The sequence below is a fragment of the Roseateles sp. UC29_93 genome (assembly GCF_042695725.1).
In the GTDB taxonomy this organism is placed as follows: Bacteria; Pseudomonadota; Gammaproteobacteria; order Burkholderiales; family Burkholderiaceae_C; genus Roseateles; species Roseateles noduli_A.
This window is the reverse complement of the sequence record NZ_CP170545.1, coordinates 725,626-748,974: the sequence shown is the minus strand read 5'-3', so window position 1 is coordinate 748,974 and position 23,349 is coordinate 725,626. Positions and strand designations below refer to the sequence as shown.

Sequence of the window (23,349 nt, the reverse complement as noted above, 5' to 3'; positions counted from 1 at the left end):
GGCGTGACGCGTCATGTTGTGAGAGGGAACCGCGAGCCGGCCGATGCGGTGGCAAGTGAGGTCGTGGCTCGGGGCGTCGCGAGTTCAGGCCGATGGTGACGGCGATCGCGGGCGCGTTGCGGACCGGATTAAAGCGCGGCGGGGTGTGGCGCGTCAGCCCCGGAAACTGGGGCCGTGCCTCTAATCCGATGCCCGATGTGACGAATGGCACAAGCCCCGGCCTGTTCCGCTGGCACGATGCGCCCCGATTCGAAAATCCAGAACTCCCCGGAGGGATCCCCGTGTCCATCGACCTTCTCCGCGCGCGCCCGTCCGCGCTCGCCGCCGCCTTCGTTTCGCTGGTCGCCGTCACCGGCACCGCGCACGCCACCGAGAACAGCCAGGTGCGCGCGCTGCTCGGCGCGCCGTCCTATGAGATCTCGACGCCGCAGTTCCCCGGCGTCTACCTGCAGACCTGGTACCAGCATTACGAGGCCGACAAGCTGCGCGACGCCGACGGCAACACGCCGACGCGCTCGCTGACCATCCCCGGTGTCGGCACGCTGCCGCTGACGGTGAACGGCTCGATCAAGGCGGATGTCTTCGTCCCGCGCATCACCTGGGTCACCGAGAAGATCGTGATGGACGGCCGCCTGGGCTTCTCCGCCGCGTTCCCGCTGGTCAAGCAGACCAACGACTTCACGCTGAGCACCGTGCTCCCCGCCGGTCTGCCGCCGACCGCGGTAGCGCAGATCAACCAGCAGCTGGCTGCCGCCGGCGGCGCGCTGTCGGGCAAGCGCAGCGGTCTGGCCGATCCGGAACTGGCCGCCTACATCGACTGGCAGCAGGATGAATCGCGCGTCGCGCTGGGCGTCGCGTTCAACCCGCCGATGGGCTCGTACGACGCGGACCGTCCGGTCAATCCGGGCGCCGGCAAGTTCTGGACGTTCAAGCCGCTGCTGGTGGCCTCGCGCGTGTGGGAGAACGGCCTGGCCGTCGGCCTGCGCGCGACCTACTCCTTCAACACGCGCAACGACGACACGGGCGTGCGTTCCGGCCAGTACCTGCATGCGGACTGGTCGGGCACCTACCAGCTGAACGACCAGTGGAAGGTGGGCGTGCAGGGCTACGTGCTCAAGCAGTTCACCGCCGATCGCGGCGGCGATGCCGGCGCCAACAAGGTGCAGGCGCTGTCGGCCGGCCCGCTGATCGCCTACCTGGCCGAGAGCGGCGAATGGGGCGTCGACTTCAAGGTGATGAAGGAGTTCTCGGTGCGCAACCGCCCCGAGGGCACCATCACCTGGCTGCGTCTGAACTACCGGTTGAACTGATCGCCGCGGCGACGGCGACGGCTGATCGCCGATCGCCGGTCGCCACGATGCGGCAGCGCATCGGGTGATGCCGGCGCAGCTCGCCGTCGGAGGCGTCAGAAGTCGTAGATGTGCTCGATGTCGTCGCCGGCTCGGTCGGCCCGCCTGAGCTCGTCGGCGAGACGCGCGATCGGCACCGCGACGACCGCGCGTTTGGTGCCCGGTCGCGTGAGGATGGGCTGCTCGAAGAGCAGCCGCGTGCCGGTCGGCCGCCAGGCTTGCGGGACCAGTTCGCTGACCACGATCTCGCCGGTGTTGCCGGCGACGCTGAGGAAGTCCACGTCCTGCCGGGCGAGCCATCGGCTGTAGGTGGTGAAGCCCTCGTAGCGCGGGATCGTCGCGTAGATCGGTCCCAGCGCCGAGGAGGACGGGGGGCGCCGACATCGGCGGGACGATGAAGTCCGGATGCGCGGCGCGCTCGGCTGCATCGTCGGGCGCGTGGCTCAGCCACACGGCGGTCACCGGTTTCGGCGCGTCGTAGATCGTCTGCGTGCCCAGCTTGATCAGTCGCGCATACCCTTCCTTGACGAGCAGCTCGGTCGTGAGCAGATAACGGCGCTCCCATTTGCGCGCCATGTTCGGACCGGTCATCGGCACGTCGCGCCACAGCGCCTTCAGCTGCGAGGCGAAGTCGAACTTGTACCAGGGGTCGATGCGGATGAAGTCGACGTAGTCCTGCGCGTACCGCGCCGCGAAACGCTCCTCGTCCACCGGACCGCCCGTGCCGCGCAAGCCCTCGGCGATGCGGCCGATGGTGCGCTCGTAGGCGCCCTTGAGCGCGTACTCGACCGTCGTGCTGACGCCGATGACCATCACCATCAGGTGGTAGCCGCCGTTGAACGGATAGCGCTCGATCTCGCGATTGATCGCGCCGTACGACTGCCAGAACTGCCCGATGTGCGCGAACAGCGGGAAACGGCTCGGCGCATCGCTGCGGTGCAGCCACGCGGCGTACTCCGCCGGGCTGTGCACCAGGTACCACTCGGGGAAGGTGAGGAAGGTCTGGTCGGGCGTCCGTCGATCCTCGACCGGCGTCTCCGGCACGGCCGCGGCGATCTGCGACGCACGGGGCGCCATCGGCTCGGCGGCGCCGACGATGCCGGCTCCGCCGAAGGCCACCGTGATCCCGATGGCCAGCATCGACAGGGTGACCCGGGCTCCGGTGAACCAGCCGCGCGCGCTTGAGGGCGATGGCGAGTGTCGTGTCGACCGTGTGTTCATGCGACCTCCGCCGGCTTGATGAAGCAGAACAACGTGTTCATCGTCGGGTCGTTGGCTTGCAACACGCGATGGCCGCTGTCCTCGAACCCGGCGTCGCGCAGGCGATCCACCCAGTCCTGGCCCGAGGCGAAGTGACGACGCTCGGCGACGTTGCTTTCCCAGGTCTCGCCCCAGACCTGCGTTGAAGACCGTGTGAGCCAGCGACACCAGTGCGCCGAGGTCGGGATCCCGCACGTCGTGATCGCGCACGATGAACGCGCCGCCGGGGCGCATCACGCGATGAACCGACCGCAGGAAGGGGCCGAGCGTCTCCGGCGTCATGTGATGCAACCCGATGTAGCAGGTCACCAGGCCGATGCTGCCGGAGGCGATGGCGTCGGACAGCGGCGCGTAGTCGTCGAGCGTGACGTGCCGCCCGGGCCGCGCGATCCGGCCGCGCTCGACGATGTCGACGGGCGAGAGGCCCTGAGGTTTCTCTTCGACGAACACGAGCTCGCCGCGCAGTCGCAGCGCCCTCGCCAGCCCGGCGTGATAACGCGCCTTGGAACCGATCTCCAGGTAACCGTCGAACTCGCGCTCCGTCAGCACCGCCAGCGTCTGCCGCGTCATCTCCGCCTTCTGCTTGAACAGCGCCGGCAGCGCGTAGCGCAGTTCCGCCGCCGCGGGCTTGATCGACGGCAGGCGGCGCTGGATGTCGCGGTAGATGCTTTCCTCATCGGCATGACGCGCGACAGCGTCCGCGATCAGGTGGTGGAAGCGATCCTCCGGCGCGGTGTGGAAGACGTTCTGCAGGAACAGGTAGAAAGCGTCCGACAGGCGCGTGTCGCCGAACACGCGGTGGAACTCGGTGCTGCCTTCGGCGCCCGAAGCGGGCGAGCTGGGCGGTGCATGCGCAGCATCCGACATGCACGACGCGCCCGGGCAGTACTTGTCCCACAGCGCGTTGGTGAAACGATGCTGCGGGTCCAGGCGTTGCTTCAGCGCGAAGAGCTCGCGCGCGCCGGGATAGGCGCGGTGGAACTGCTCGTGCGTCGCGTGTGGCTGGTAGGGCAGGTAGTAGGCCCCGCCCACCGACAGGACCGCGTCGATCAGCTCGCGCGTCCACACGGCGACGCGGCGGCGCGCGTTCTCGCGGGTGCGCTGCTTGTGATACAGCACGAAGGCGAAGGTCTCCGTCGGCGCCCAGGCCAGCAAGGTGTCCGGATCCGGCATCGCATGCCGGATCGAGATGTTGAGCGCGTTCACCCGGTGGCGCCGCAGGATCTCGGCCATCTTCGGCACGAAGTCCGTCAGCCGCTCCACCGGCACGAAGTACTCCTGCAGCACATAGGTGCGGTGCATCCGCGTCGGGGGCTCCAGCTCGGCCACGTCGTAGCCGGCCTCGTAATTGCGCCAGTGCACCTTGCCGCGCAGGTAGAGCAGCGGATCGATCAGCTTCTCGCGGCGTTCCTTGCCGAAGGGGGTCTCCGACATGGACCACAGGAAGTAGCGGTGCAGCGGATAGGCGCGCCGCAGCGGCTGCAGGCGGTCGGGGACGGTGGCCGGCTTGTCGGTCTCCTTCCAGGTGACCGCGCGCAGCGTGCGGTAGTGGGGGCCGTAGAGGTCCGCGTTGTGGAACACCGCGGCCGGGTTGCCGCGCACCTGGTCCTTGAAGTAGCTCCAGTAGTCCGCCAGCGGCATGACCGCGTCGTGGCGCTCCACCTTCTGGTTGGTGTCGAGGTCGAGTTCAACCTCGACGATCACGCCCAGCGCCCCGTAGCCGCCGATGGCGCCGCGGAAGATGTCCGCGTGGGACTCGCGCGTGGCCTCGACGACGCTGCCGTCGTGGAGCGCGACGCGGATCGCGCGTACCGACAGCACCAGCGGACCGAGGCCGACATACCGTCCGTGGCAGTTGACGCTGAGCGCGCCGCCGACGGTGAAGTTGGCGTAGGTCTGCATGATCTTCACCGACAGTCCGTGCGGATCGATGAAGCGTTGGATGTCGCACCAGCGTGTGCCGGCCTGGACGCGGATCGTGCGCGCCGTCGGCGAGAACGCGACCACGCGGTTCATGGACCGCATGTCGATGTGCAGGCTGCCCGGACTGGCCGTCTGGCCGCCCATGCTGAAGCGGCCGCCGCCGACGGACACCGGACCGGTGGTGCGCCGCAGCGCTTCCTGCACGTCCTCGACGGACTCCGGCGCGACGATGGCCATGACACGCACCGGATTCAATCCGGTCACGTCATTGACGATGTGATGGGAAGACATGCTCAAGGGGCGACGGTGAGGTAATCGGCGGGACGCTGCGCATCGAAGCGGCGGCCCTCGGGGACGGAGCGGCGCAGGCCGCATTCGACGCACAGGAGCAGCGGCCCGAGCACCGGCAGGGCCGCGAGCAGCAGCCACCAGGCGGAGCGCCCGCGGTCGTGCAGGCGCCGGCCCCAGATCGAGATCAGCAGGACGGTCGTCGCGAGTGCGGCGACCCATCCGAGCGGCGTGTCCGCGACCGCGATCGCGATCCACAGCGCGAGCGGCACCAGCGTGCCGTGGCGCAGCCAGAATCCGCCCCGCGTGAGCGTGCCGGCCGTCGAGAGCTCCCTCCAGGCCGCGTGTGTCGATGGCATGGCCATTCCTCCCAGGCGCGCATCATGCCGCAGCCCGCGCGCCGTCCCGACCCGCGCACACCCGCCCGGGTGAGGGGGGCGTCAGCGCTCGTAGAGCTCCAGCGGCAACCCGTCGGGATCGGCGAAGAAGGTGAAGCGCCGGCCCGTCAGCTCGTCGACGCGCACCGGCTCGACGACGATGCCCTTGGCCTCGAGGTCGCGCTTGCCTTGCTCGACGTCGTCGACCTCGAAGGCCAGGTGGCGCAGTCCCTGCGCCTCCGGGTACGAGGGCCGCGGCGGTGCGTCGGGAAAGCTGAAGAGTTCGATCTGCGCGCCGTCCGGCAGCGCGAGGTCCAGCTTGTACGAGCGCCGCGCCTCGCGGTAGGTCTCCGCGATCACGCGCAGGCCCAGGACCTCCGTGTAGAAACGTCGCGAGCGCTCGTAATCGGCGCAGATGATCGCGGCGTGGTGGATGCGCAGCAGCATGGTCGGTCCGTCCCGTCGATTCAATCCATTCAGTTCATCGTCGGCCGCCGCGCGGCCCTCAGGGTCGCCCTCAGCACGTCGACGTCGACCGGCTTGACCATGTGGTCGTCGAAGCCGGCCTCGCGTGTCTTCTCGCGGTCCTGTTCCTGTCCCCAGCCGGTCAACGCGATCAGACGCGGATGGCCGATGTCCTCGCCCATCGCGCGCAGCCGGCGCGCCACCTCGTGGCCGTCCATGTCGGGCATGCCGATGTCCAGCAGGACCGCGTCGGGTCGCAGCGCGCGGACGGCCTTCAGCGCCGACGCGCCGTCGTACGCGACCGCCACCTCCGCGCCCATCAGCCGCAGCAGTTCCGCGGTGGTGTCGGCGGCGTCGCGGTTGTCGTCGACCAGCAGCAGCCTGGCGGTCAGCGGCGCATCGCTGTCCGACGCCGCCGGAGCGCCCGCCGCCGCGGCGGGGATCTCCGGCAGCCGCAACTGGAAACTGCTGCCCTGTCCCGGGCCGTCGCTCGTCGCGGTCAACTGGCCGCCGTGCAGGCGCGCGAGCGTCTGCGACAGGCTCAGCCCGATGCCGAGCCCGCCCTGCGATCGGCTGTGCGAGCGATCTAGCTGCGAGAACAGCTCGAACAGCTGCGGCAGTTGTTCCGGCGCGATGCCGATGCCGTTGTCCGTGACGGTCAGGACGGCGTCGGCGCCGTCGCGCGCGACATGCACATCGATGCGACCGCCGGGGTCGGTGTAGCGCGCCGCGTTGTTCAGCAGGTTCACCAGCAGTTGCGTGAGCCGCACCAGGTCGCCTTGCACCCACGGCGGCGGACCGTCGAAGCGCAGGGTCAGGCGATGTCCCTCGCGGTCGATCAGCGGGCGGCTGCTCTCGACCGCCGCGTCGATCACGGCGCCCAGGCTCACCGGCTCGTGCCGCAGCGTGATCAGTCCGCGGCTGATGCGCGAGACCTCCAGCAGATCGTCGACCAGCCGCACCATGTGATTGACCTGGCGTTCGAGCAGCTCGCGGATGCCGGTGAAGCGGCCCTCGCGGTCGGCCGCCTCGAGCAGGTGCACCGCGTTGCGGATCGGCGCCAGCGGGTTGCGCAGCTCATGCGCCAGCGTCGCGAGGAACTCGTCCTTGCGCCGGTCCGAGCGCAGCAGCCGCTCCTCGCGGTCCTGCGCGATCGCCTGGCTGCGCGCGCGCTCCACCGCGACGCGCGTGCGGTTGGCCACCTCGCGGATCAGCGACACGTCGTCGGCGCTCCAGGCGCGCGGCGCCTCGTCATGCACGAAGAGCAGCGCCACGAGCCTGCCCTGTTCCAGCACCGGGACGTTCACGATGGATCGCACCCGCATGGCGTCGAACGACGCGCGATGGTCGCGCGTGCGCGGATCGTCGCGGACGTCGGCGATCTCGACGACCTCGTCGCGCTTGAGCTGCTCCACGAAGCTGCCGTAGTCGCGGAAGCGGCGCAGGCCGGCCAGGCTGTCGAAGCCGCCGCGCCGCCAGTCGCGTTCGATGCGGACGGTCTCCGTCTCGTGATCGACGGTGCAGTACCCGGCCCGCGACGCGGTCAGCATCATCCCCAGCATCTGCGCCGAGGCGAAGCCGATGTCGGCCGGCGATCCGACCTCGCGCAGCCGTTCGCTCAGCCCGGCGAGCGCCGCGCCGCGCTGCTCGCCGCGCAGGCGCGCGGTGACGTCGAAGCCTTCGACGAAGATGTGCGTGACCGCGCCGCGCTCATCGCGGATCGGCTGGTAGACGAAATCCAGGAAGTGCTCGCGTGTCTGACCGTCGGGCGTATCGGCGGTGAACAGCGCGCTTTGCGCCGTGTAGGCGCGGCCGGTGGCGTAGACCGCGTCCAGCAGCGTCACGTAGCCCTGCGCGGCCGCGTCGGGGAGCGCCTCCGCGACGCTGCGGCCGATCACCTCGCGGTCGCCGATCAGCCGCTGGTAGGCCGGGTTGATGCTCTCGAACCGATGCTCGGGACCGGCCAGCACGGCCATGAAGCTCGGCGCCTGCTCGAAAAGCTGGGCCAGCCGCTGGCGCTCGCCGTGGACGCGGCGCTCGGCCATCACCTTGCCCGTGGTCTCGACGACGATCGCCATCACCCCGGCCGGCCGCCCCTCGTCATCCAGCAGCGGCGAGTAGTCCAGGTTCATCCAGGCGCTCTCCGCGCGACCGTGGCGATGCAGGACGAGTTCCTGGTCCTCGTAGTTCAGCGTGCCGCCGGCCAGGCCGACGCGCATGACGTGGTCGTTGAAATCGGCCACCTCGGGCCAGCCCTCGCGCACGTTGCTGCCGAGCAATTGGGGATGCCGCGCGCCGGCGAACACGCCGTAGGCATCGTTGTAGATCATCACGCCGGGTTCGCCCCAGAGCATCACGATCGGCGTGCGCGAGCGCAGCATCAGCGCCGTCGCATGGCGGACGTGATCGGGCCAGGTGTCCAGCGGCCCCAGTGCGGTCTTGCCCCAATCGAAGGCGGCGATCAAGGGCGCGACCGTGCCGCCACCGGACAGGAAGGGCGGCAACGCGGGGAGATCGGCGGAAACGGGCGGGTCGGAGGGGGCAGCCAAGGATGCTCCCGCGAGTCGAGGGAGGGGGAAGTATCCGCCGAACCGCGATGCCGGCCGCGTGGGGGGCCGTCAGTGCCTGCCGGCGCTCACGACCACATCGCGCGGGCCGGCCACGAAGCGGTAATCGCCCGCCGGCATCGGCGCGGCGTCGTCGTCCAGCGCATAGACATGCAGGTGCACGCCCTGTCCGCCGGCCTCGAACTGGCAATGGCCGCCGAAGCTCGTGCCCTTGGCCAGGCGGCGGTCCAGGTCGTCCTCGTCGTCATGGACCTCGGCGTTCACCCAGACGTAGTCCAGGCCTTGGGGGCCACGTTCGACCGCCGTCGAGCGCACCGGCTGGCCGTGCAGCATCGGGCGCAGCAGGGCGACGCAGCGGTCGTGCTGGGTGGTTTCGTAAGCAGTCATTTCCGGCTTGCGGCCGGTGGAATCCGACACGCAGGCGCCCAGCAGGGCGCACAGGACCGCGGCGATCGCGGCGCGCACCGCGGTCGCAGGGCGCTGGATCGATCGAAGGTCAGTCACGGCAACTCCTGGATCGTCCTGCTGGACCGCAGGACGAGACATGAAGCGTAGCCGGGCTACGTCAAGCGCGTGTGAATCGGGGATATCCGGGCGCGATGCGCACGGCCACTGATCCTGGGGACATCGGTCGCATGACGATGGGTCGCCGGTGGACCGCACCGGTTCCCCGGCGTGTCGCGCCGTCGTGCACTTCGTCCCGGCGGGAGCGCGGTCTGTCGGAGAGGCGTCCGGCGCAGGCGCGGCTGCCTAGACTCCGCCTCGACATCAACCTTCGAGGGAACTTCATCATGACCATCCGCTCCATCCCCGCCGTCCGTCTGATGGCGCTGCTGCTCGGCGGTGCCGCCGCCGTCCTGTCCACCGGCTGCGTGATCGCGCCCAACACCGCCGAGGCCACCACCCAGCGCATGGAAGACGTCCGCAAGATGAGCGAGCAGGCCACCACCACCTGTGGCGCCGGCAACGTCAAGGAAGTCAACGCCAAGAGCTTCAGCTGCAAGTAATCCGCCGCGGGATCGTTGGCGGGCGCCACGGCGCAGGACGACGGCCGTCGCATTCCGCCCTTCGAGATGGATCAGTCCTGACAGGGCCTTTGGCCTTGGGCGATCATCACGGCTCGTCTTGTCGAGTCCAGGATCTGTCGCCATGCCTACCTCCAGTGCGCCCTTCGCTCCGTTCTTCCTCGGCACCCGGCTGCCGCTGATCCAGGCGCCGATGGCCGGCGTGCAGGATGCGCGGCTCGCGCTCGCGGTGAGCAACGCGGGCGGACTGGGCTCGCTGCCCGCGGCGATGCTGACACCGGAGGCGCTGCAGAAGGAGTTGCAGGCGCTGCGCGACGGCACGGACAAGCCGTTCAACGTCAACTTCTTCGCCCACACATCGCCGACGCCGGACGAGGTCCGCGAGGCCCGCTGGCGCGACCGCCTCGGTCCGTACTACGCCGAGTTTGGCATCGACCCGGCGCAGATTAAGGCCGGCCCCGGACGCGCCCCCTTCACTGCGGAGATCGCCGACCTTGTCGAGCCGTTCAAGCCACCGGTCGTGAGTTTCCATTTCGGACTGCCGTCGCCGGAACTCATCGCCCGCGTGAAGGGGTGGGGCAGCCTCGTGCTGGGCAGTGCGACCACGGTCGACGAGGCCCGGTGGCTGGATGAACATGGCGCCGACGGTGTGATTGCCCAGGGCTGGGAAGCGGGCGGACATCGGGGCCATTTCCTCAGCGACGACCTGACGCGCCAGCCCGGCACGATGGCACTGCTGCCGCAGATCGTGCGTGCGGTGAAGGTACCGGTCATCGCGGCCGGGGGCATTGCGGACGTGCGCGGCATCCGCGCGGCGCTGGCGCTGGGCGCGTCGGCGGTGCAACTGGGCACGGCCTTCCTGCTGTGCGAGGAAGCGACGACGAGCGCGCCGCATCGGGCGGCGCTGCGCGATCCGGCGAATCACCACACGGCGGTGACGAATCTCTTCACCGGTCGTCCGGCGCGCGGCATCGTGAACCGCTACATGCGCGAGGTCGGTCCGCTGAACGACGCGGCCCCGCAATTCCCGCTGGCAACCTCCAGCATTGCGCCGTTGCGGGCGAAGGCCGAAGCGCAGGGCAGCGGCGACTTCTCGCCGCTGTGGTCGGGTCAGAACTTCGCCGCGGTGCGTGAGATCGGCGCGGCCGCGCTCGTTGCAGAGCTCAGCGCCGCGTTCTGACGCTCAGCGACGCTCAGCCGCTGCTCCCTCGAAGTCCTCGGTCGCAAAACCGTTGAAGGACGGTACTGGTTGGGGACGGGAGGTCGCAGGGTTTTGGCGCTTGCCGCCAAGGCCCTGCGACCTCGCGGCCAACGCCGCAGCCTAGGCAGTCAAGGCAACGGTGCCCCACGCGCTGCCACGTACAGCGCGTACCACTCATTGCGGCTGAGCTGAACACGGAGCGCATCGCCGCAGGCGCGGATGCGATCGGGGTTGGCCGATCCGATGACGGGCTGGATGCGTGCCGGGTGCTTCATCAGCCACGCGAGCAGGATGCCTTCCGTGCTGACGCCGTGCTGCTGCGCCAGCTTGTGGACGAGCGCGCGCGCGGCCTCATCGGCGGGGTCCTGCGCGGTCTCGCCGCTGAAGCGGCCGCGGGCCAGCGCGGCCCAGGCCTGGAGCTGGATGCCGTGCTGCTGGCAGTGTTCCAGCGTGCCGGTCCAGGCCAGCGCGCCGGGACGGACTGCGGCCTGGCGGTCGTTGAAGCAGGTGCCGGCGTCCAGCGGTTCCAGGTGGCCGAGGCCGAGTTCCAGCTGGTTCACGACCAGCGGCTGATCCAGCGCGTGGCCGAGCCACGCCATCTGGCCCACGTTCATGTTGGACACGCCGAAGTGGCCCACCTTGCCCGCCGCGCGCAGGCGCTGGAAGGCCTCGGCGATCTCCTCGGGTTGCATCAGCGGATCCGGGCGATGCAGCAGCAGGATGTCCAGGCGCTCGGTCCCGAGGCGCTTCAGGCTGGCCTCGACCGCCTCGACGATGTAGCCGCCGGACAGGTCGTAGCGGCCTGGGCCCTGGTCGTCGGCGAAGCGGATGCCGCACTTGCTCTGCAGCACGATGCGGTCGCGCAGCGAGGGCTGGCGGCGGAACAGTTCGCCGAAGACCGACTCGGCCTTGCCGCGGGTGTAGATGTCGGCATGGTCGAACAGCGTCACGCCGATGTCGAGCGCGGCCTCGACGGCCGCCTGCGCATGGTCGACATGGGCGTCGGTCCACGGGGAGTCGTCCCAGTGGCCGCCCAGGCCCATGCAGCCATAGGCGAGTGGGCTGGCGGTCGGGAGGTGCTGCTGCAGCGGAAGGACGTGGCTCATGGCGGTGCGTGCGCGTTCTGGAATGGGGAACGCGCCCCGAAGGGCGCGCGGTGCGGGATTGTGACGCGGCGCGCGGGCGCCGCGTTTCATCGTGGTTTCATCGCGCGATCGAGCCCGGCTGCCCAGCGGTCACGCCGCGCCAGGCAGGATGTCGACACGCCACGCGTTGCCGGCCCGCGAGACCTCCAGGTGCGCGTCGAAGCGCACGTCCAGGAAGCGCCCGATGACGCCGAAGTTGGTGCGGCTGTGTTCCGTCAACTCGGTGCACGTGTACGCGGCCGGGCGGCCTGAACCGGCCACCGCCAGTGCGAGCGGCAGCGCCAGCTGATCCGCCAGATGCGGGCCCGCCGCGCCGGCGGAGACCTCATAGGCGCGCATCTCCGTGAAGACCTTCCGTGCGACTTCTTCCGCCGACAGCCCGCGCTCGCCGAAGGCGATGAACACCTCGGTCAGGTGCTCGTACGCGAGCGTCGTCATCAACGCGTTCCCGGGGCCTTCGTTCTGACGTGCCGTGCCGATGCGCAGTTGATGCGTGTCCCAGTTGGTCAGGCGTTCGAGGGCCTCGAGTTCGCGCTCGGCCACGCCGCGCGGCAGCGCCGGCGCCACCGCTTCCGCGAACGCCTCCACAGGATCGCCGCGCTCGAGCAGGTCGAACGGGCGCAGGCCGCCGTCGGCCGGCGTGATCACGGCCTCGATCTCGCCGCCGCCGGCAGGATAGAAGCCGTGACGGCGCAGCGTCAGGTCCAGCTTCGCCCCTGCGCGACGCATCAGCGGCGCGAAGCTGCGCTGCAGGAAATGGAAGGGCGGCGCCATCGGGTTGTGCGTGCCGCCGGACAGGTGCAGGCGGCTGGGCGCGTCCGCCAGCATCAGCGGCGGCAGCACGGTCTGCAGCACCAGCGTGCAGCTGCCGGCCGTGCCCACCGCGAAACGGTAGTCACCGGCGTGCACCTGGCCGGGACGGAACTCCAGCGTCTGCGAGCCGAGTTCCGCACCCACCACCGTCGCACCGCATACCTCCTGCGCGGCGAGCACGCAGGTCAGGTGCTGGCGCATCAGCCCCGGCTTGGGCGCTTCGCGCGGATGCGCTCGATGCGCAGCGGCGTGCCCGTGCACATGGCCAGCGCCAGTGCCGTGCGCAGGATCTGCCCGCCGCCTTCGCCGTGCGAGCCGTCGAGCTCGATCATCTTCTCCGTGGTCTTCATCTTCTCGCGCCCCCGCAATCCATGCGAGGGGCGCGCCTCTCGTCGTTGTCGCGCGTGTTCTCGCGCTTGTTGTCATGTCGGACGCCGGGTCTGTCGCCCAGTCAGTCCGTGTGTCGGTGTGCCGACCGGTCTGCTGCTTCGCGATGGCGCCTTCAGTCCGCGGCCAGGAGGCCGCTGACGGTCAACGCATACCTGAGTCGGGCCTGGATCGACGCCGGCAGGTTGACAGCCCCGGTTCGCCACAGGTCTCGCAGCTGCGAGGCCTGCGGGTCGCCGGGCGCCGTCACGCCGCGGCGAGTGCTGACCTCCCATCGACTCAAGGCGGCAACGAGTTCCTCTTCGCCCCCTTCCGGCAGTGGCAACCGCGCCAGTCCCAGCAGTTCATGCAACTGCGTCCAGACGCCCCAGTATTCGAGCACGCGCAGCCCGCGCCGGAGGGCGCCCACGTCCTGGTGTTCGAACACCAGCGGCCAGAGCTCCCGTGGCGTCGGCGGACTGGCGCCGAGCGACACCGCGTTCACCGCCACGCGTTGCGCCCGGCTGGAAGCGTCGCCGATCGCCTGCCTCAGCCAATGCTGCTGGGTGTCGCCGTCGCTTCCGGCGATCAGGTGCTGCAGCGCGACCGCGCGCAGGGCGGCACGAGGGCGTTCATTGCCGCGCATCGCCATCAAGCGCGCGCAACGTGCCGTCGCGTCCGCGGGGTCGATCTGGGCGAGAAACAGCAGCGCGGGCACGCCGTGATGAGGCGCACTGGCCGGCGTTTCCAGCTGCAATTGCGCCCGCTGGCGGATCGGGTCCGTCAGCTGCGCCTTGCGCAGCTGCGCGAGGGCGACTTCGCGAACGCCGGCGCGCGGGTCGAGTGCCAGTTGCAGCGCCATCGCCGTGCCGGCTTCGGGCGCAGCCTCGCAGAGCCGGCGCAGCGCGTGCGCGCGCACCGGGCCGGCCACGTGGCCGCAGCCTGTGAGCCAGAGCGCCGGACGCGCCGTGGTGCTGACGAGTTCCTCGACCCGCTCCAACGCCCAGCGCGCAGTCACGATGTCCGCCCCGCCGAGTCGTGCCGACAGCATCGCAGCGCGTTGCGCTTCGGAGGCCACGCGCCACTCCCCCAGGTCCAGCCAGCGCCGGACCAGAGGATGCATGTGCGGTTGCGCCGCCGCGAGCACCGGCAGGCGCGCCGGATCGGTCAGGAACGCGGCGATCTCCTCCAGCAACGGACCGTGATCGGCACGACGGCCGCGCAGCAGGTCGATCATCACCGGCATGGCCTGCGACCACGCGGGAATGGCTTCTTCAACCAGGAATGCCCTCACTGCGACGCGCGCGGCTTCGCGCACCTGCGGCACCCAGTCGTTGATCCGGCGCAGCAGCGTCGGCAGCGTCGCGTGGACGCGCAGCCGCATCAGCGCCTGGATCGCTTCCTCGCGCTCGTAGCCGCTGGGCGACTCGAGGTGGGTCGTCCACTGGGCCGCAGTCCAGGCGGACACGGGTGCGCCCCTCATCGTCACATACCAACTCTTCCAGTCCATTGTTCTCTCCCTTGAACGGGCGCGCGCCCGGAAGCGCGCGCCGTCCCTCGCCGACCATCAGGCCGGTCTCGCGTGCCTCATCCCTTCACGCACACCACCTGCTTGAGCGTGTGCACCACCTCCACCAGGTCCTGCTGGGCCGCCATGACCGCGTCGATGTCCTTGTAGGCCATCGGGATCTCGTCGATGACGTCCTTGTCCTTGCGGCACTCGACGCCTTCGGTCGCGGCGCGCTGGTCCATCAGCGTGAAGCGGCGCTTGGCTTCCGTGCGGCTCATCGTGCGTCCTGCCCCGTGCGAGCAGCTCTCGAAGCTCTCCGGGTTGCCCTTGCCGCGCACGATGTAGCTGCGCGCGCCCATGCTGCCGGGGATGATCCCCATCTGGCCCTTCTTCGCGCTCACCGCGCCCTTGCGGGTCACGAACACGTCCTGGCCGAAATGGGTCTCCTTCTGCACGTAGTTGTGGTGGCAGTTGACCGCCTCGATGTGGCTCTCGAACTTCTTGCCGATGACCTTCTTGGCGGCCCCGATCACGCGGCGCATCATCACCTCGCGGTTGGTCTCCGCGAACTTCTGCGCCCAGCCCACCGCGCGGACGTAGTCGCCGAAGTACTTCGCGCCTTCCTCGAAGTAGGCGAGGTTCGTGTCAGGCAGGTTGGCCTGGTGCTGCATCGCGTCCTTCTTCGCCAGTTCGATGAACATGGTGCCGATCGCGTTGCCCACGCCGCGCGAACCCGAGTGCAGCATGAACCACACGAAACCCACTTCATCCAGGCAGACCTCGATGAAGTGGTTGCCCGTCCCGAGCGTGCCCAGGTGCTTGTGGTTGTTGGTGTTCTTCAGCTTCGGGTAGTCGCGGCAGATCTCGGCGAAGTCGGGCTGGAGTTCCGCCCAGGCCGCGTCGACCATCTCGGGCGGGTTCTCCCACGCGCCGACGTCGCGGCCCTTGGGCGTGCGGCCGTGCGGCACGGCGGCCTCGATCGCGGAACGCAGCGGGCCCAGGTTGTCGGGCAGGTCCTCGGCGCGCAGCGTGGTCTTGCAGGCCATCATCCCGCAGCCGATGTCGACCCCGACCGCGGCCGGGATGATCGCCTTCAGCGTCGGGATCACCGAGCCCACCGTCGCGCCGATGCCCAGGTGCACGTCGGGCATCGCCGCGATGTGCTTGAACACGACCGGCAGCTTCGCCGCATTCATCAGCTGCTTGCGGGCTTCGTCCTCCACGGGCACGCCCTGCGTCCACATCTTCACCGGCACGCCGCCGGCGACTTCCATCTCGTTGTAGTTCTTCATGACTCGTTCCATTCAAAAGCGCGATGACAAGGGATCGGCAAGACGTTTCCTGAGCTACCGGCTTGCGCCGGGCGGGATTCGGACCCGCGACGTCCGCGTCCCCGAGGGGACGGGTGCTCTACCTGTAGTCCTGCCAGCATTCATCGCAAAAACACGGTGCTGGGACTCGACCGGGCAGTTGCCGCGGTGAGCGATGACAAGGGGTGGTGAAACGTGTTCCTGCTCTACCGCTGAGCTACGGCCTCCCGGGGGAGACCGGCGGGATTCGAACCCGCGACCTGGGCAGTGACAATGCTGTAGTTCCACCGGCATTCATCGCTCGCCGCGGCAACCGCATCCGGTGCCGTCGACGGCCTTCATTCAATCATTCACTGCGGATCGAGCGCCACGCGCTCGATCTCGCGGACCCAGTGGCCGACCTCGGTCGCGCCGGCGGCGAAATCGCCGACCATGCGGAACACCGCATCCGAGAAGCCGCCGACGTTCATCACGTCCTTGCGCTCCACCGCCTGCGTCGAGGCGCCGGGCTGGATGTCGATGCACACCAGCTTCGCCGTCGGGCATCGGACCTTGATCGCCTCCCACTGTGTCATGGTCTCGGTCGCGCCGTGACGGCGCGCGTCGATCCATGACTCGTTGTCGGACACGATCACGACCAGATCCACCTGTGCGCGTTCCTCATTGAGCTGACGCAGCGGCGCGCTGACCGAGGTCCCGCCACCGCCGACCGCCGCCAGCTTCGCCGCGTTGGTCATCACCGAATCGCGGGGATTCAGCTTGACCGGCACGACGCGCTGCTCGAACGGCATCACGCGGCAACGCGGGTTCTTGCGGACCAGCGCCGCAGCCACCAGGGCGGCCACGTCGATGCATCGCACCGCCGAGGTCGCCGAACCGCGCCAGCCGGTCACCGACGAGGACATCGACCCCGACACGTCCGGGCAGACCACGACGCGGCCCTCGATCGCCGGCACGTTGACCAGCGCGGCGTCCATCGCGTCCTGCAGCGCGTCACGGATCTCCGCCGGCACGTCCGACGCCGCGTTGAACGCCGTCATCAGCTGGTATGGCAGCACGCGAGCCGAGGCGACGGCCTGCGGATCGCGCAGCAGCGCCGCCAGTTGCGCGGTCATGCCGGGCTGGTCGAACACGCCATGGCGTGCGAACGCGTTCAGGTTCTGGCGCACCATCTGCCACGAGCCTTGCGCCGCGATGCGCGCCCAGTGCGAGTCGTTCAGCGGCAGCGCCGTCAGCATCTGGAAGGGCACCGGCGGCAGATCGTCCGCCGTCGCGCCCGCCGTCGTGCCGGACAGCAGCGCGCGCTTGAAGCGCTCGTAAGCCAAGGTCGCGGGCGGCAGCGCCGCTTCATCGTACGGACGGCCGATCAGCCACGCGAACCACGCCGCGCGCCAGGCTTCGGCCGGCTTCGGGTGGACCATGCGGACCACGTCGGCCAGCGTCGGCTCGTTCCCGATGGACGCCTGCAGCAGGCGCTGTTCGCTCGCGGTCACCAGCCATTGCTGGACCAGCTTCTTCGGGCGCGATCCCAGCGACTTGCGGCCGGTCTCACCCGATCGCAGGATCTGAACGAAGTTGCGCAGCATCTTGCCGTTGTCGATCACGCGGCCGAACACGGGCTGCAGCAGCGCGATGTCGCGTTGCGCCAGCACGGCCGCCAGCAGCGCCGGCATGTCCTTCATGTGGCCGGCCTGACGGGCGTAGACCGCAGTCTTGGCCAGGAAGGCGGTGTCGACGTCCTGTGCCAGCGCCAATGCGTCCTCCAGCTGGGATGCCGCGTCGGCGTGGAAGGTCGACGTCATGCAGCCCGTGGCCGCCAGTTGCGCCAGGTGGTGCCGGGTCTTGTAGCCGTAGGCACGGGCGCCGGACTGGTTCACCGCGTCCGCGGCGGGCGCCAGCTTGCCGGGCGTCGTCTTGAAGAGTTGCGTGTTGACCATGTGGTCCTCCCTGTCGGATGTTGTTCGGCGTTGCCGTTCTGCTGCTTCGCCGTGTTGTCTTGCCTTCTTCATTGCAACGTCCGTGCCAGGTCTTGCCTGGTCTCGGCTGCAGTCGATCAACCCGTTGATTCACAAGGGAAAAATTCTTTTCTAACCTGGAAGTTCGCCCCCTTCCATTCATCCGGCGTCCTTGCCGGGACTGGATGATTGGCTAGATAACTAGCGAAAAAGATAGATGGTCAGGGCGCTGCGGATAAACTGCGGCCATGTCGAAGAAGAACGTGGTGATCGGCTACCTCGGATCGCAGCTGGACGGCGGCCAGGGCGCGGGCCGCTGGGAGAAGTGGCGGCCGACGATCTCGCTGGTGTCGCAGCCGGACGTGGTCGTGCATCGGCTGGAGCTGTTCCATGCGCCGCAACACCTGACCCTGGCGCAGCTGCTGCGGACCGACATCGCCACGGTCTCGCCGGAGACCGAGGTCCACCTCGTCCCGATGCCGCACGAGGATCCGTGGGACTTCGGCGAGGTCTACGCGACGCTCTACGACTGGGTGCGCGGCTACCGCTTCGATCCCGCGCACGAGCAGTACTGGGCGCACATCACCACCGGCACGCACGTCGCGCAGATCTGCATGTTCCTGATGGTGGAGGCGCGCTTCATCCCGGGCGTGCTGCTGCAGACCTCCCCGCCGCGCAAGCAGCGCGCGGGCGACCCGGGCTCGATGACGCTGATCGACCTGGACCTGTCGCGCTACGACGGCATCGCGCAGCGCTTCCGGGCCGAGCAGCATGACGCGGTCGCCTTCCTGAAGAGCGGCATCGCCACGCGCAACCGCCGCTTCAACGCGCTGATCGAAGAGATCGAGCGCGTGGCCGTGCACTCCCGCGCGCCCATCCTGCTGGCCGGGCCGACCGGCGCGGGCAAGTCCTTCCTCGCGCGCCGCATGTACGAGCTGAAGCAGACGCGCCACCAGCTGGCCGGCGCCTTCGTCGAGGTCAACTGCGCGACGCTGCGCGGCGACGGCGCGGCGTCGACGCTGTTCGGGCACAAGAAGGGCTCGTTCACCGGCGCGATGGCCGATCGGGCCGGGCTGCTGCGCACGGCCGACGGCGGCTTGCTGTTCCTGGACGAGATCGGCGAACTGGGCCTGGACGAGCAGGCCATGCTGCTCAAGGCGATCGAGGAGAAGCGCTTCCTGCCCGTGGGCGCGGACCGCGAGGTCGCCAGCGACTTCCAACTGATCGTCGGCACCAACCGCGACCTGCGCGCCGAGGTCGCCGCAGGGCGCTTCCGCGACGACCTGTTCGCGCGGATCAACCTCTGGACCTACAGCCTGCCCGGGCTGCGCGATCGGCCCGAGGACATCGAGCCCAACGTCGATCACCTGGTGCAGCAGGTCGGGCGCGAAAGCGGCCGCGCGGTGCGCTTCAACGCCGAGGCGAAGGCGCGTTACCTCGGCTTCGCGCAATCGCCGCGGGCGCCGTGGAGCGGCAACTTCCGCGACCTGTCGGCCTCGGTGATGCGGCTGGTGACGCTGGCGGAGGGCGGTCGCATCGGCTTGCCGCTGGTCGAGGCCGAGATCGCGCGGCTCGAGTGGCTGTGGGAACGCGAGACCGCCGGCCCGGGCAACGCGGGCGCCGGCGACGGGTGGGCGAGTCGCTGCTCGCGGCGCTCCTCGACGCGCCGGCCCTGGAGGCGATGGACCTTTTCGATCGCCTCCAGCTCGCGGCCGTGCTGCGTGTGTGCGCGGCGGCGTCGTCCCTGTCGGAGGCAGGACGGCAGCTCTTCCATGCCAGCCGGCAGGCGCGCAGCGTCGTCAACGACGCCGACCGCTTGCGCAAGTACCTGCTGAAGTTCGGCTTGTCCTGGGACCGCATCGCCGCGGCGCGGTGATCGATGACCCGACGCGCCTTCATGCGATCCGCCCCCGTCTCCCGTACGGCAGCCCGGATGCTGCGTCAGGACCGGTCACAATCGCCGTCCTCGCCTATGACTTTCGACCGGTCGCCCTCCCTCTCCTCCGACGATCCCTTGCCCGGGATGCCGATGCGTCTTCGCGGGGCGGCGTGGCTGCTCGCCGCGTTCTGCGTGGCGACGGCGGCACCGGGGGGCATGGCGGCGACCGCGGCGTCGGCACACGCGTCAGCGCCCGTGGTGACGAAGGCGGTGCCGGCTGTACGGGCCGCATCCACCGCCGCACCGGCAGCGGCAGCGGCAAGGACGCCAGCGTCCGCGCCGGTGCCCGACCTCAGCGCCATCGGCGACCTGTCCGATCCGGTCCGTGCCGTCAGCCAGTACAAGATCGATCTCTGGCAGACCGAACAGGGGCTGCCGCTCAACACCGTCCAGGCGCTGCTCCAGTCCCGCGACGGCGGCCTGTGGATCGGCACCGGTGGCGGCCTGGCGCGTTTCGACGGCAAGCGGTTCGTGAGCTTCGACGCCGCGCGGGCGCCCGACGTTGCTTCGCAGCCGGTGTTCGCGCTGCTGGAGGATCGGCGCGGCCGGCTGTGGATCGGCCATCCCAACGGCGTGACCGTCTATGAGCACGGCCGCTTCTCGCCGGCCGTCACCAAGGCGCAGGCGGGCGGCCGCCGGATCTGGTCGCTGGTCGAGGACAAGACCGGCGCGATCTGGGCGGCCGGCGACGGCGGACTGGTCCGCTGGCAGGACGGCGCGGTCAAGGTCTTCGGCACCGCGGACGGGTTGCCCGCCGCGCGGCTGCGCAGCGCCGTGTTCGACGCGGCCGGCACGCTCTGGATCGGCACCACCGGTGCCGGCCTGTTCGCGATGACACCGGACGGCAAGTTCAAGGTCTTCGATCCGGCGGGCGGTTTCCCGCATGCGCAGGTGCGCTTCGTGATCGCCGATCCGGCTGGCGGCATCTGGGCGGCGACGGCGGGCGGCGGACTCGTGCGCATGCCGGGTCTCGACCCATCGGCGATGCGCGTCTACACGACCGCCGACGGCCTGCCCAGCGATCACCTGACCGCGCTGGCCCGCGACGCCCGCGGCGACCTGTGGGTCGGCAGCTGGGGCGCGGGCGTCAGCCGTTTCCGCGAGGGGCGCTTCAGCACGATCTCCAGCGGCAGCGGTCCGGGCAGCGGCCTGGCCGGCGGCCAGATCTGGTCGCTGATGGCCGACCGCGAAGGCAGCATCTGGGTGGGCACCTGGGTCGACGGCCTGAACCGGCTGCGCAACCGCGCCTTCACCGTGCTCGGCACGCCGGAGGGCCTCAGCCATGACAACGTCCGCTCGGTGCTTGCCGCGCGCGACGGCGCGGTCTGGGCCGCGACCTCCGGCGGCGGACTCAACCGGATGAAGGACGGCCGCATCACGACGGTGCGCCAGGCCGACGGCCTGCCGACCGACGAGGTCTCGACGCTGCACGAGGCGCGCGACGGCACCCTCTGGATCGGCACCTACACCGCGGGCATCGCGCGCCGTCGACCCGATGGCCACATCGACACCTTCGGCGCCGACAGCGGCCTGCCCGGGATCGAGGTGCGCTCGATCTTCGAAGATCGCGCCGGCACGCTGTGGGTCGGCACGCGCTCGGCGCTGGCGCGTTTCAACGGCCATGGCTTCGACGTCGTCACCGCGCCCGGCCTGCCCAAGGAAGGCGTCGCGGCGATCCTGCAGGACCGCGCGGGCACGCTCTGGTTCGGCACCACCGGCCAGGGGCTGGTGCGCTGGCGCGACGGCCAGGCGCGCCAGTTCACGACGGCCGACGGCCTGCTGTCCGACTGGATCATGGCGCTCAAGGAGGACGCGCGCGGCGAACTCTGGATCGGCACGAACGGCGAAGGCATCAACCGCCTGAAGGACGGCCGCATCGGCGCGATCAAGCCGGCGGACGGGCTGTGGGACGGACTGTCGCAGGTCTTCCTCGAAGACCGCGCGGGGCATTTCTGGATCACCTGCAACCGCGGCTTCTACCGCGTCGCCCGCGACGACCTCGACGCCTTTCTCGAGGGCCGGCTCAAGCAGGTGCGCTCGGTCGGCTTCGGGCCGGGCGACACGCTGCGCGCCACCAGCTTCGCCGGCAACCTGCAGGCGGCCGGTGCCGTCGACGCCCGCGGCCGCGTCTGGCTGCCCTCGTCGGCGGGCCTGGTGGTGGTCGATCCCGAGCGCCTGCCCGGCGGCGGCGAGCCGCCGACGGTGCGCATCGAGCAGATCAAGGTCGACGGCGAAACGCTCGCGCTCGACGGCCAGCCGCTGGCGCTCCCGCCGGGGCCGGTGGCGCTGTCGGTCAGCCTGGCCGCGTCGACGCTGCGCGAGGCCGATCGCGTGCGCTTCCGCTTCTGGATGGAGGGGCTGTCGCGCGGCTGGACCGATGTCGGCAACGACCGCGAGCTGACCTTCCCCGCGCTGTCCCACGGTCAGTACAAGCTGCGCCTGGCGGTGTCCGGTGACGGTCAGCGCTGGCGCGAATCGGACACGCCGCTGCCGGTCACCGTGCGGCCGCGCTTCCATGAGACCGGCTGGTTCCACCTGCTCGTTGCCGTCGGGGCGATCGGCTTCTTCGCCGGCGCCGTGATGTTCCGGATGCGCCAGCTGCGCGCCCGCCACATCGAGATGGAACGCCTGGTGGCCCAACGCACGGAGGAACTCCGGCAGGCCAACGAGCATCTGAAGCAGCTCTCCTTCCTCGACGCGGTGACGGGCCTGCCCAACCGCCGGCGCTTCAACGAGGCGGCCGACGAGGAGTGGCGCCGCGCGCGTCGCACCGGCAGCTCGCTGGCGCTGGTGATCGCCGACGTCGACGCGTTCAAGCGCTACAACGACCAGATGGGCCACCTGAAGGGCGACGAGTGCCTGGGCGCCGTGGGCGCGGTGCTGGGCGCGTCGATCGGGCGCGCCGGCGACCTGGCGGCCCGCTACGGCGGCGAGGAATTCGTCGTGCTGCTGCCCGGCGCCGACCGCGACGCCGCGCTCAAGGTGGCGGAGTCCGTCCGTTCCGGCATCGAGTCGCTCGCGATGCCGCATCCGAACTCGCCGGCTGGCCCGGTCGTCACCGTCAGCCTCGGCGTCTCCGCCTGCGTGCCCAGCGACGAATGCACGCTGCAGAGCCTCATCGCGCAAGCCGACGAGGCGCTTTACGTCGCCAAGCGCGAAGGACGCAATCAGGTGCGTTGACCGAGCGGTCGCCGGGCATGCCGGCCCCCCCGTCCGCTCAATCTCCTCCTCGCCGCTCGGAATTCGCTCCCGGGGGGGCCGGCATGCCCGGCTCCGGGACGAGCGGGGACGCTCGCAAGGATTTCATTCCCGTGAAGCGGGCGGAGGTGTACAACACGGGCTCCGCGACACCCGCGTCCGAGCGCGTCCCCTTCGCGCCCGTCGACGCGGCACTCCAGCGTCCGTCCGACCGTTGCCGACCATGACGACCTCACAGACCGTCCGCCAGCACAAGGGCCGTACCTACGTCCTCGATACCCACGGGCCGGGCTCCGGTCCCTGGCGAGGGCGATTCGTCGTCAAGGGCGAGGAGGACGGCCGCCCCGGCGTCACCGCCTGGCACGAGCTGGACGACGAATTCCCGTCCGCCGACGAGGCCGTCGAGCACGCTGATCGCGTCGCCTGCCAATACATCGCCACTTTCGCAGAGCAGGCATGACTCCCCGTGGCCCCGCTTTGGGCGCACCGCGTTGTTGCAAATCCTCGCCATAGCTGGGCTATGGCTGCGGTTTGCGCCTGGCGGTGCTTCCCAAATCGGGGCCACGGGGAGTCATGCCTGACGCGGGGCGCGCACCGCGTCCATCGGGGGCGGACTGTGTTTTGCCCCGATTTGGTTCGACCGTCGGCTTTCAGGGAG

Annotated in this window: 13 protein-coding genes and 3 pseudogenes; 6 read left to right on the top strand and 10 right to left on the bottom strand. The window is 70.0% G+C overall.

From position 1 onward, the window contains the following. The first annotated feature begins 92 nt into the window (after window positions 1-92). Window positions 93-1,310, top strand: a complete 1,218-nt coding sequence (locus tag ACFJIX_RS03350; RefSeq protein WP_377161584.1) for a transporter — start codon at window positions 93-95, stop codon at window positions 1,308-1,310. Window positions 1,311-4,433: 3,123 nt separating this feature from the next. Here the strand turns inward: ACFJIX_RS03350 and ACFJIX_RS03345 are convergent. The 5 genes and pseudogenes from ACFJIX_RS03345 to ACFJIX_RS03325 all read right to left on the bottom strand — a co-directional run. Next, window positions 4,434-4,769, bottom strand: a pseudogene (locus tag ACFJIX_RS03345) (FAD-dependent oxidoreductase); the annotation flags it as partial. A 56-nt stretch (window positions 4,770-4,825) separates the two neighbouring features. After that, window positions 4,826-5,179, bottom strand: coding sequence for a DUF805 domain-containing protein (locus ACFJIX_RS03340; RefSeq protein ID WP_377157743.1), 354 nt, complete (start codon window positions 5,177-5,179; stop codon window positions 4,826-4,828). An 81-nt stretch (window positions 5,180-5,260) separates the two neighbouring features. Further along, window positions 5,261-5,644: a VOC family protein gene (locus ACFJIX_RS03335; RefSeq protein ID WP_377157742.1), complete on the bottom strand. Its 384-nt coding sequence runs from the start codon at window positions 5,642-5,644 to the stop codon at window positions 5,261-5,263. A 29-nt stretch (window positions 5,645-5,673) separates the two neighbouring features. Continuing rightward, window positions 5,674-8,211, bottom strand: coding sequence for an ATP-binding protein (locus ACFJIX_RS03330; protein ID WP_377157741.1), 2,538 nt, complete (start codon window positions 8,209-8,211; stop codon window positions 5,674-5,676). Window positions 8,212-8,280: 69 nt separating this feature from the next. Next, complete coding sequence (locus tag ACFJIX_RS03325) at window positions 8,281-8,733, bottom strand: hypothetical protein (RefSeq protein WP_377157740.1); 453 nt, start codon at window positions 8,731-8,733, stop codon at window positions 8,281-8,283. A 287-nt stretch (window positions 8,734-9,020) separates the two neighbouring features. Between ACFJIX_RS03325 and ACFJIX_RS03320 the strand changes: the two genes are divergently transcribed. Next, a complete protein-coding gene (locus tag ACFJIX_RS03320) occupies window positions 9,021-9,236 on the top strand; it encodes a hypothetical protein (RefSeq protein ID WP_377157739.1) in 216 nt (71 codons plus the stop codon). A 142-nt stretch (window positions 9,237-9,378) separates the two neighbouring features. Next, the gene (locus ACFJIX_RS03315; protein WP_377157737.1) at window positions 9,379-10,434 is read left to right on the top strand and encodes an NAD(P)H-dependent flavin oxidoreductase; all 1,056 of its coding nucleotides are present in this window, start codon (window positions 9,379-9,381) and stop codon (window positions 10,432-10,434) included. Between the two features lie 149 nt (window positions 10,435-10,583). Here ACFJIX_RS03315 and ACFJIX_RS03310 read toward each other — a convergent pair whose 3' ends face one another. The 5 genes and pseudogenes from ACFJIX_RS03310 to ACFJIX_RS03290 all read right to left on the bottom strand — a co-directional run bounded on the left by ACFJIX_RS03310 (window position 10,584) and on the right by ACFJIX_RS03290 (window position 17,536). Further along, window positions 10,584-11,561, bottom strand: a complete 978-nt coding sequence (locus ACFJIX_RS03310; RefSeq protein WP_377157736.1) for an aldo/keto reductase family oxidoreductase — start codon at window positions 11,559-11,561, stop codon at window positions 10,584-10,586. Window positions 11,562-11,690: 129 nt separating this feature from the next. Then, window positions 11,691-12,745: pseudogene (gene rtcA, locus ACFJIX_RS03305) on the bottom strand (RNA 3'-terminal phosphate cyclase). A 170-nt stretch (window positions 12,746-12,915) separates the two neighbouring features. After that, a complete protein-coding gene (locus tag ACFJIX_RS03300) occupies window positions 12,916-14,247 on the bottom strand; it encodes a hypothetical protein (RefSeq protein ID WP_377157735.1) in 1,332 nt (443 codons plus the stop codon). A gap of 119 nt (window positions 14,248-14,366) precedes the next feature. Then, window positions 14,367-15,581 (bottom strand): RtcB family protein, encoded by a 1,215-nt coding sequence (locus ACFJIX_RS03295; RefSeq protein ID WP_377157734.1) that lies wholly within the window; start codon window positions 15,579-15,581, stop codon window positions 14,367-14,369. 368 nt (window positions 15,582-15,949) lie between these two features. Further along, complete coding sequence (locus tag ACFJIX_RS03290; protein ID WP_377157733.1) at window positions 15,950-17,536, bottom strand: RNA-binding protein; 1,587 nt, start codon at window positions 17,534-17,536, stop codon at window positions 15,950-15,952. 266 nt (window positions 17,537-17,802) lie between these two features. Between ACFJIX_RS03290 and rtcR the strand changes: the two are divergent. The 3 genes and pseudogenes from rtcR (at window position 17,803) to ACFJIX_RS03275 (ending at window position 23,151) form a co-directional block, all read left to right on the top strand. Further along, window positions 17,803-19,430: pseudogene (rtcR, locus tag ACFJIX_RS03285) on the top strand (RNA repair transcriptional activator RtcR). A 147-nt stretch (window positions 19,431-19,577) separates the two neighbouring features. Continuing rightward, the gene (locus tag ACFJIX_RS03280) at window positions 19,578-22,673 is read left to right on the top strand and encodes a two-component regulator propeller domain-containing protein (RefSeq protein WP_377157732.1); all 3,096 of its coding nucleotides are present in this window, start codon (window positions 19,578-19,580) and stop codon (window positions 22,671-22,673) included. Window positions 22,674-22,914: 241 nt separating this feature from the next. Continuing rightward, window positions 22,915-23,151: a hypothetical protein gene (locus ACFJIX_RS03275; RefSeq protein WP_377157730.1), complete on the top strand. Its 237-nt coding sequence runs from the start codon at window positions 22,915-22,917 to the stop codon at window positions 23,149-23,151. Window positions 23,152-23,349 lie beyond the last annotated feature (198 nt).

What these genes read in the sequence shown, in the direction of transcription:
- ACFJIX_RS03350 (WP_377161584.1), top strand. Translation starts at nt 93, where the DNA reads ATGGTGACGGCGATCGCGGGCGCGTTGCGGACCGGATTAAAGCGCGGC.
- ACFJIX_RS03340 (WP_377157743.1), bottom strand. Translation starts at nt 5,179, where the DNA reads ATGCCATCGACACACGCGGCCTGGAGGGAGCTCTCGACGGCCGGCACG.
- ACFJIX_RS03335 (WP_377157742.1), bottom strand. Translation starts at nt 5,644, where the DNA reads ATGCTGCTGCGCATCCACCACGCCGCGATCATCTGCGCCGATTACGAG.
- ACFJIX_RS03320 (WP_377157739.1), top strand. Translation starts at nt 9,021, where the DNA reads ATGACCATCCGCTCCATCCCCGCCGTCCGTCTGATGGCGCTGCTGCTC.
- ACFJIX_RS03315 (WP_377157737.1), top strand. Translation starts at nt 9,379, where the DNA reads ATGCCTACCTCCAGTGCGCCCTTCGCTCCGTTCTTCCTCGGCACCCGG.
- ACFJIX_RS03310 (WP_377157736.1), bottom strand. Translation starts at nt 11,561, where the DNA reads ATGAGCCACGTCCTTCCGCTGCAGCAGCACCTCCCGACCGCCAGCCCA.
- ACFJIX_RS03295 (WP_377157734.1), bottom strand. Translation starts at nt 15,581, where the DNA reads ATGAAGAACTACAACGAGATGGAAGTCGCCGGCGGCGTGCCGGTGAAG.
- ACFJIX_RS03290 (WP_377157733.1), bottom strand. Translation starts at nt 17,536, where the DNA reads ATGGTCAACACGCAACTCTTCAAGACGACGCCCGGCAAGCTGGCGCCC.
- ACFJIX_RS03280 (WP_377157732.1), top strand. Translation starts at nt 19,578, where the DNA reads ATGCCGATGCGTCTTCGCGGGGCGGCGTGGCTGCTCGCCGCGTTCTGC.
- ACFJIX_RS03275 (WP_377157730.1), top strand. Translation starts at nt 22,915, where the DNA reads ATGACGACCTCACAGACCGTCCGCCAGCACAAGGGCCGTACCTACGTC.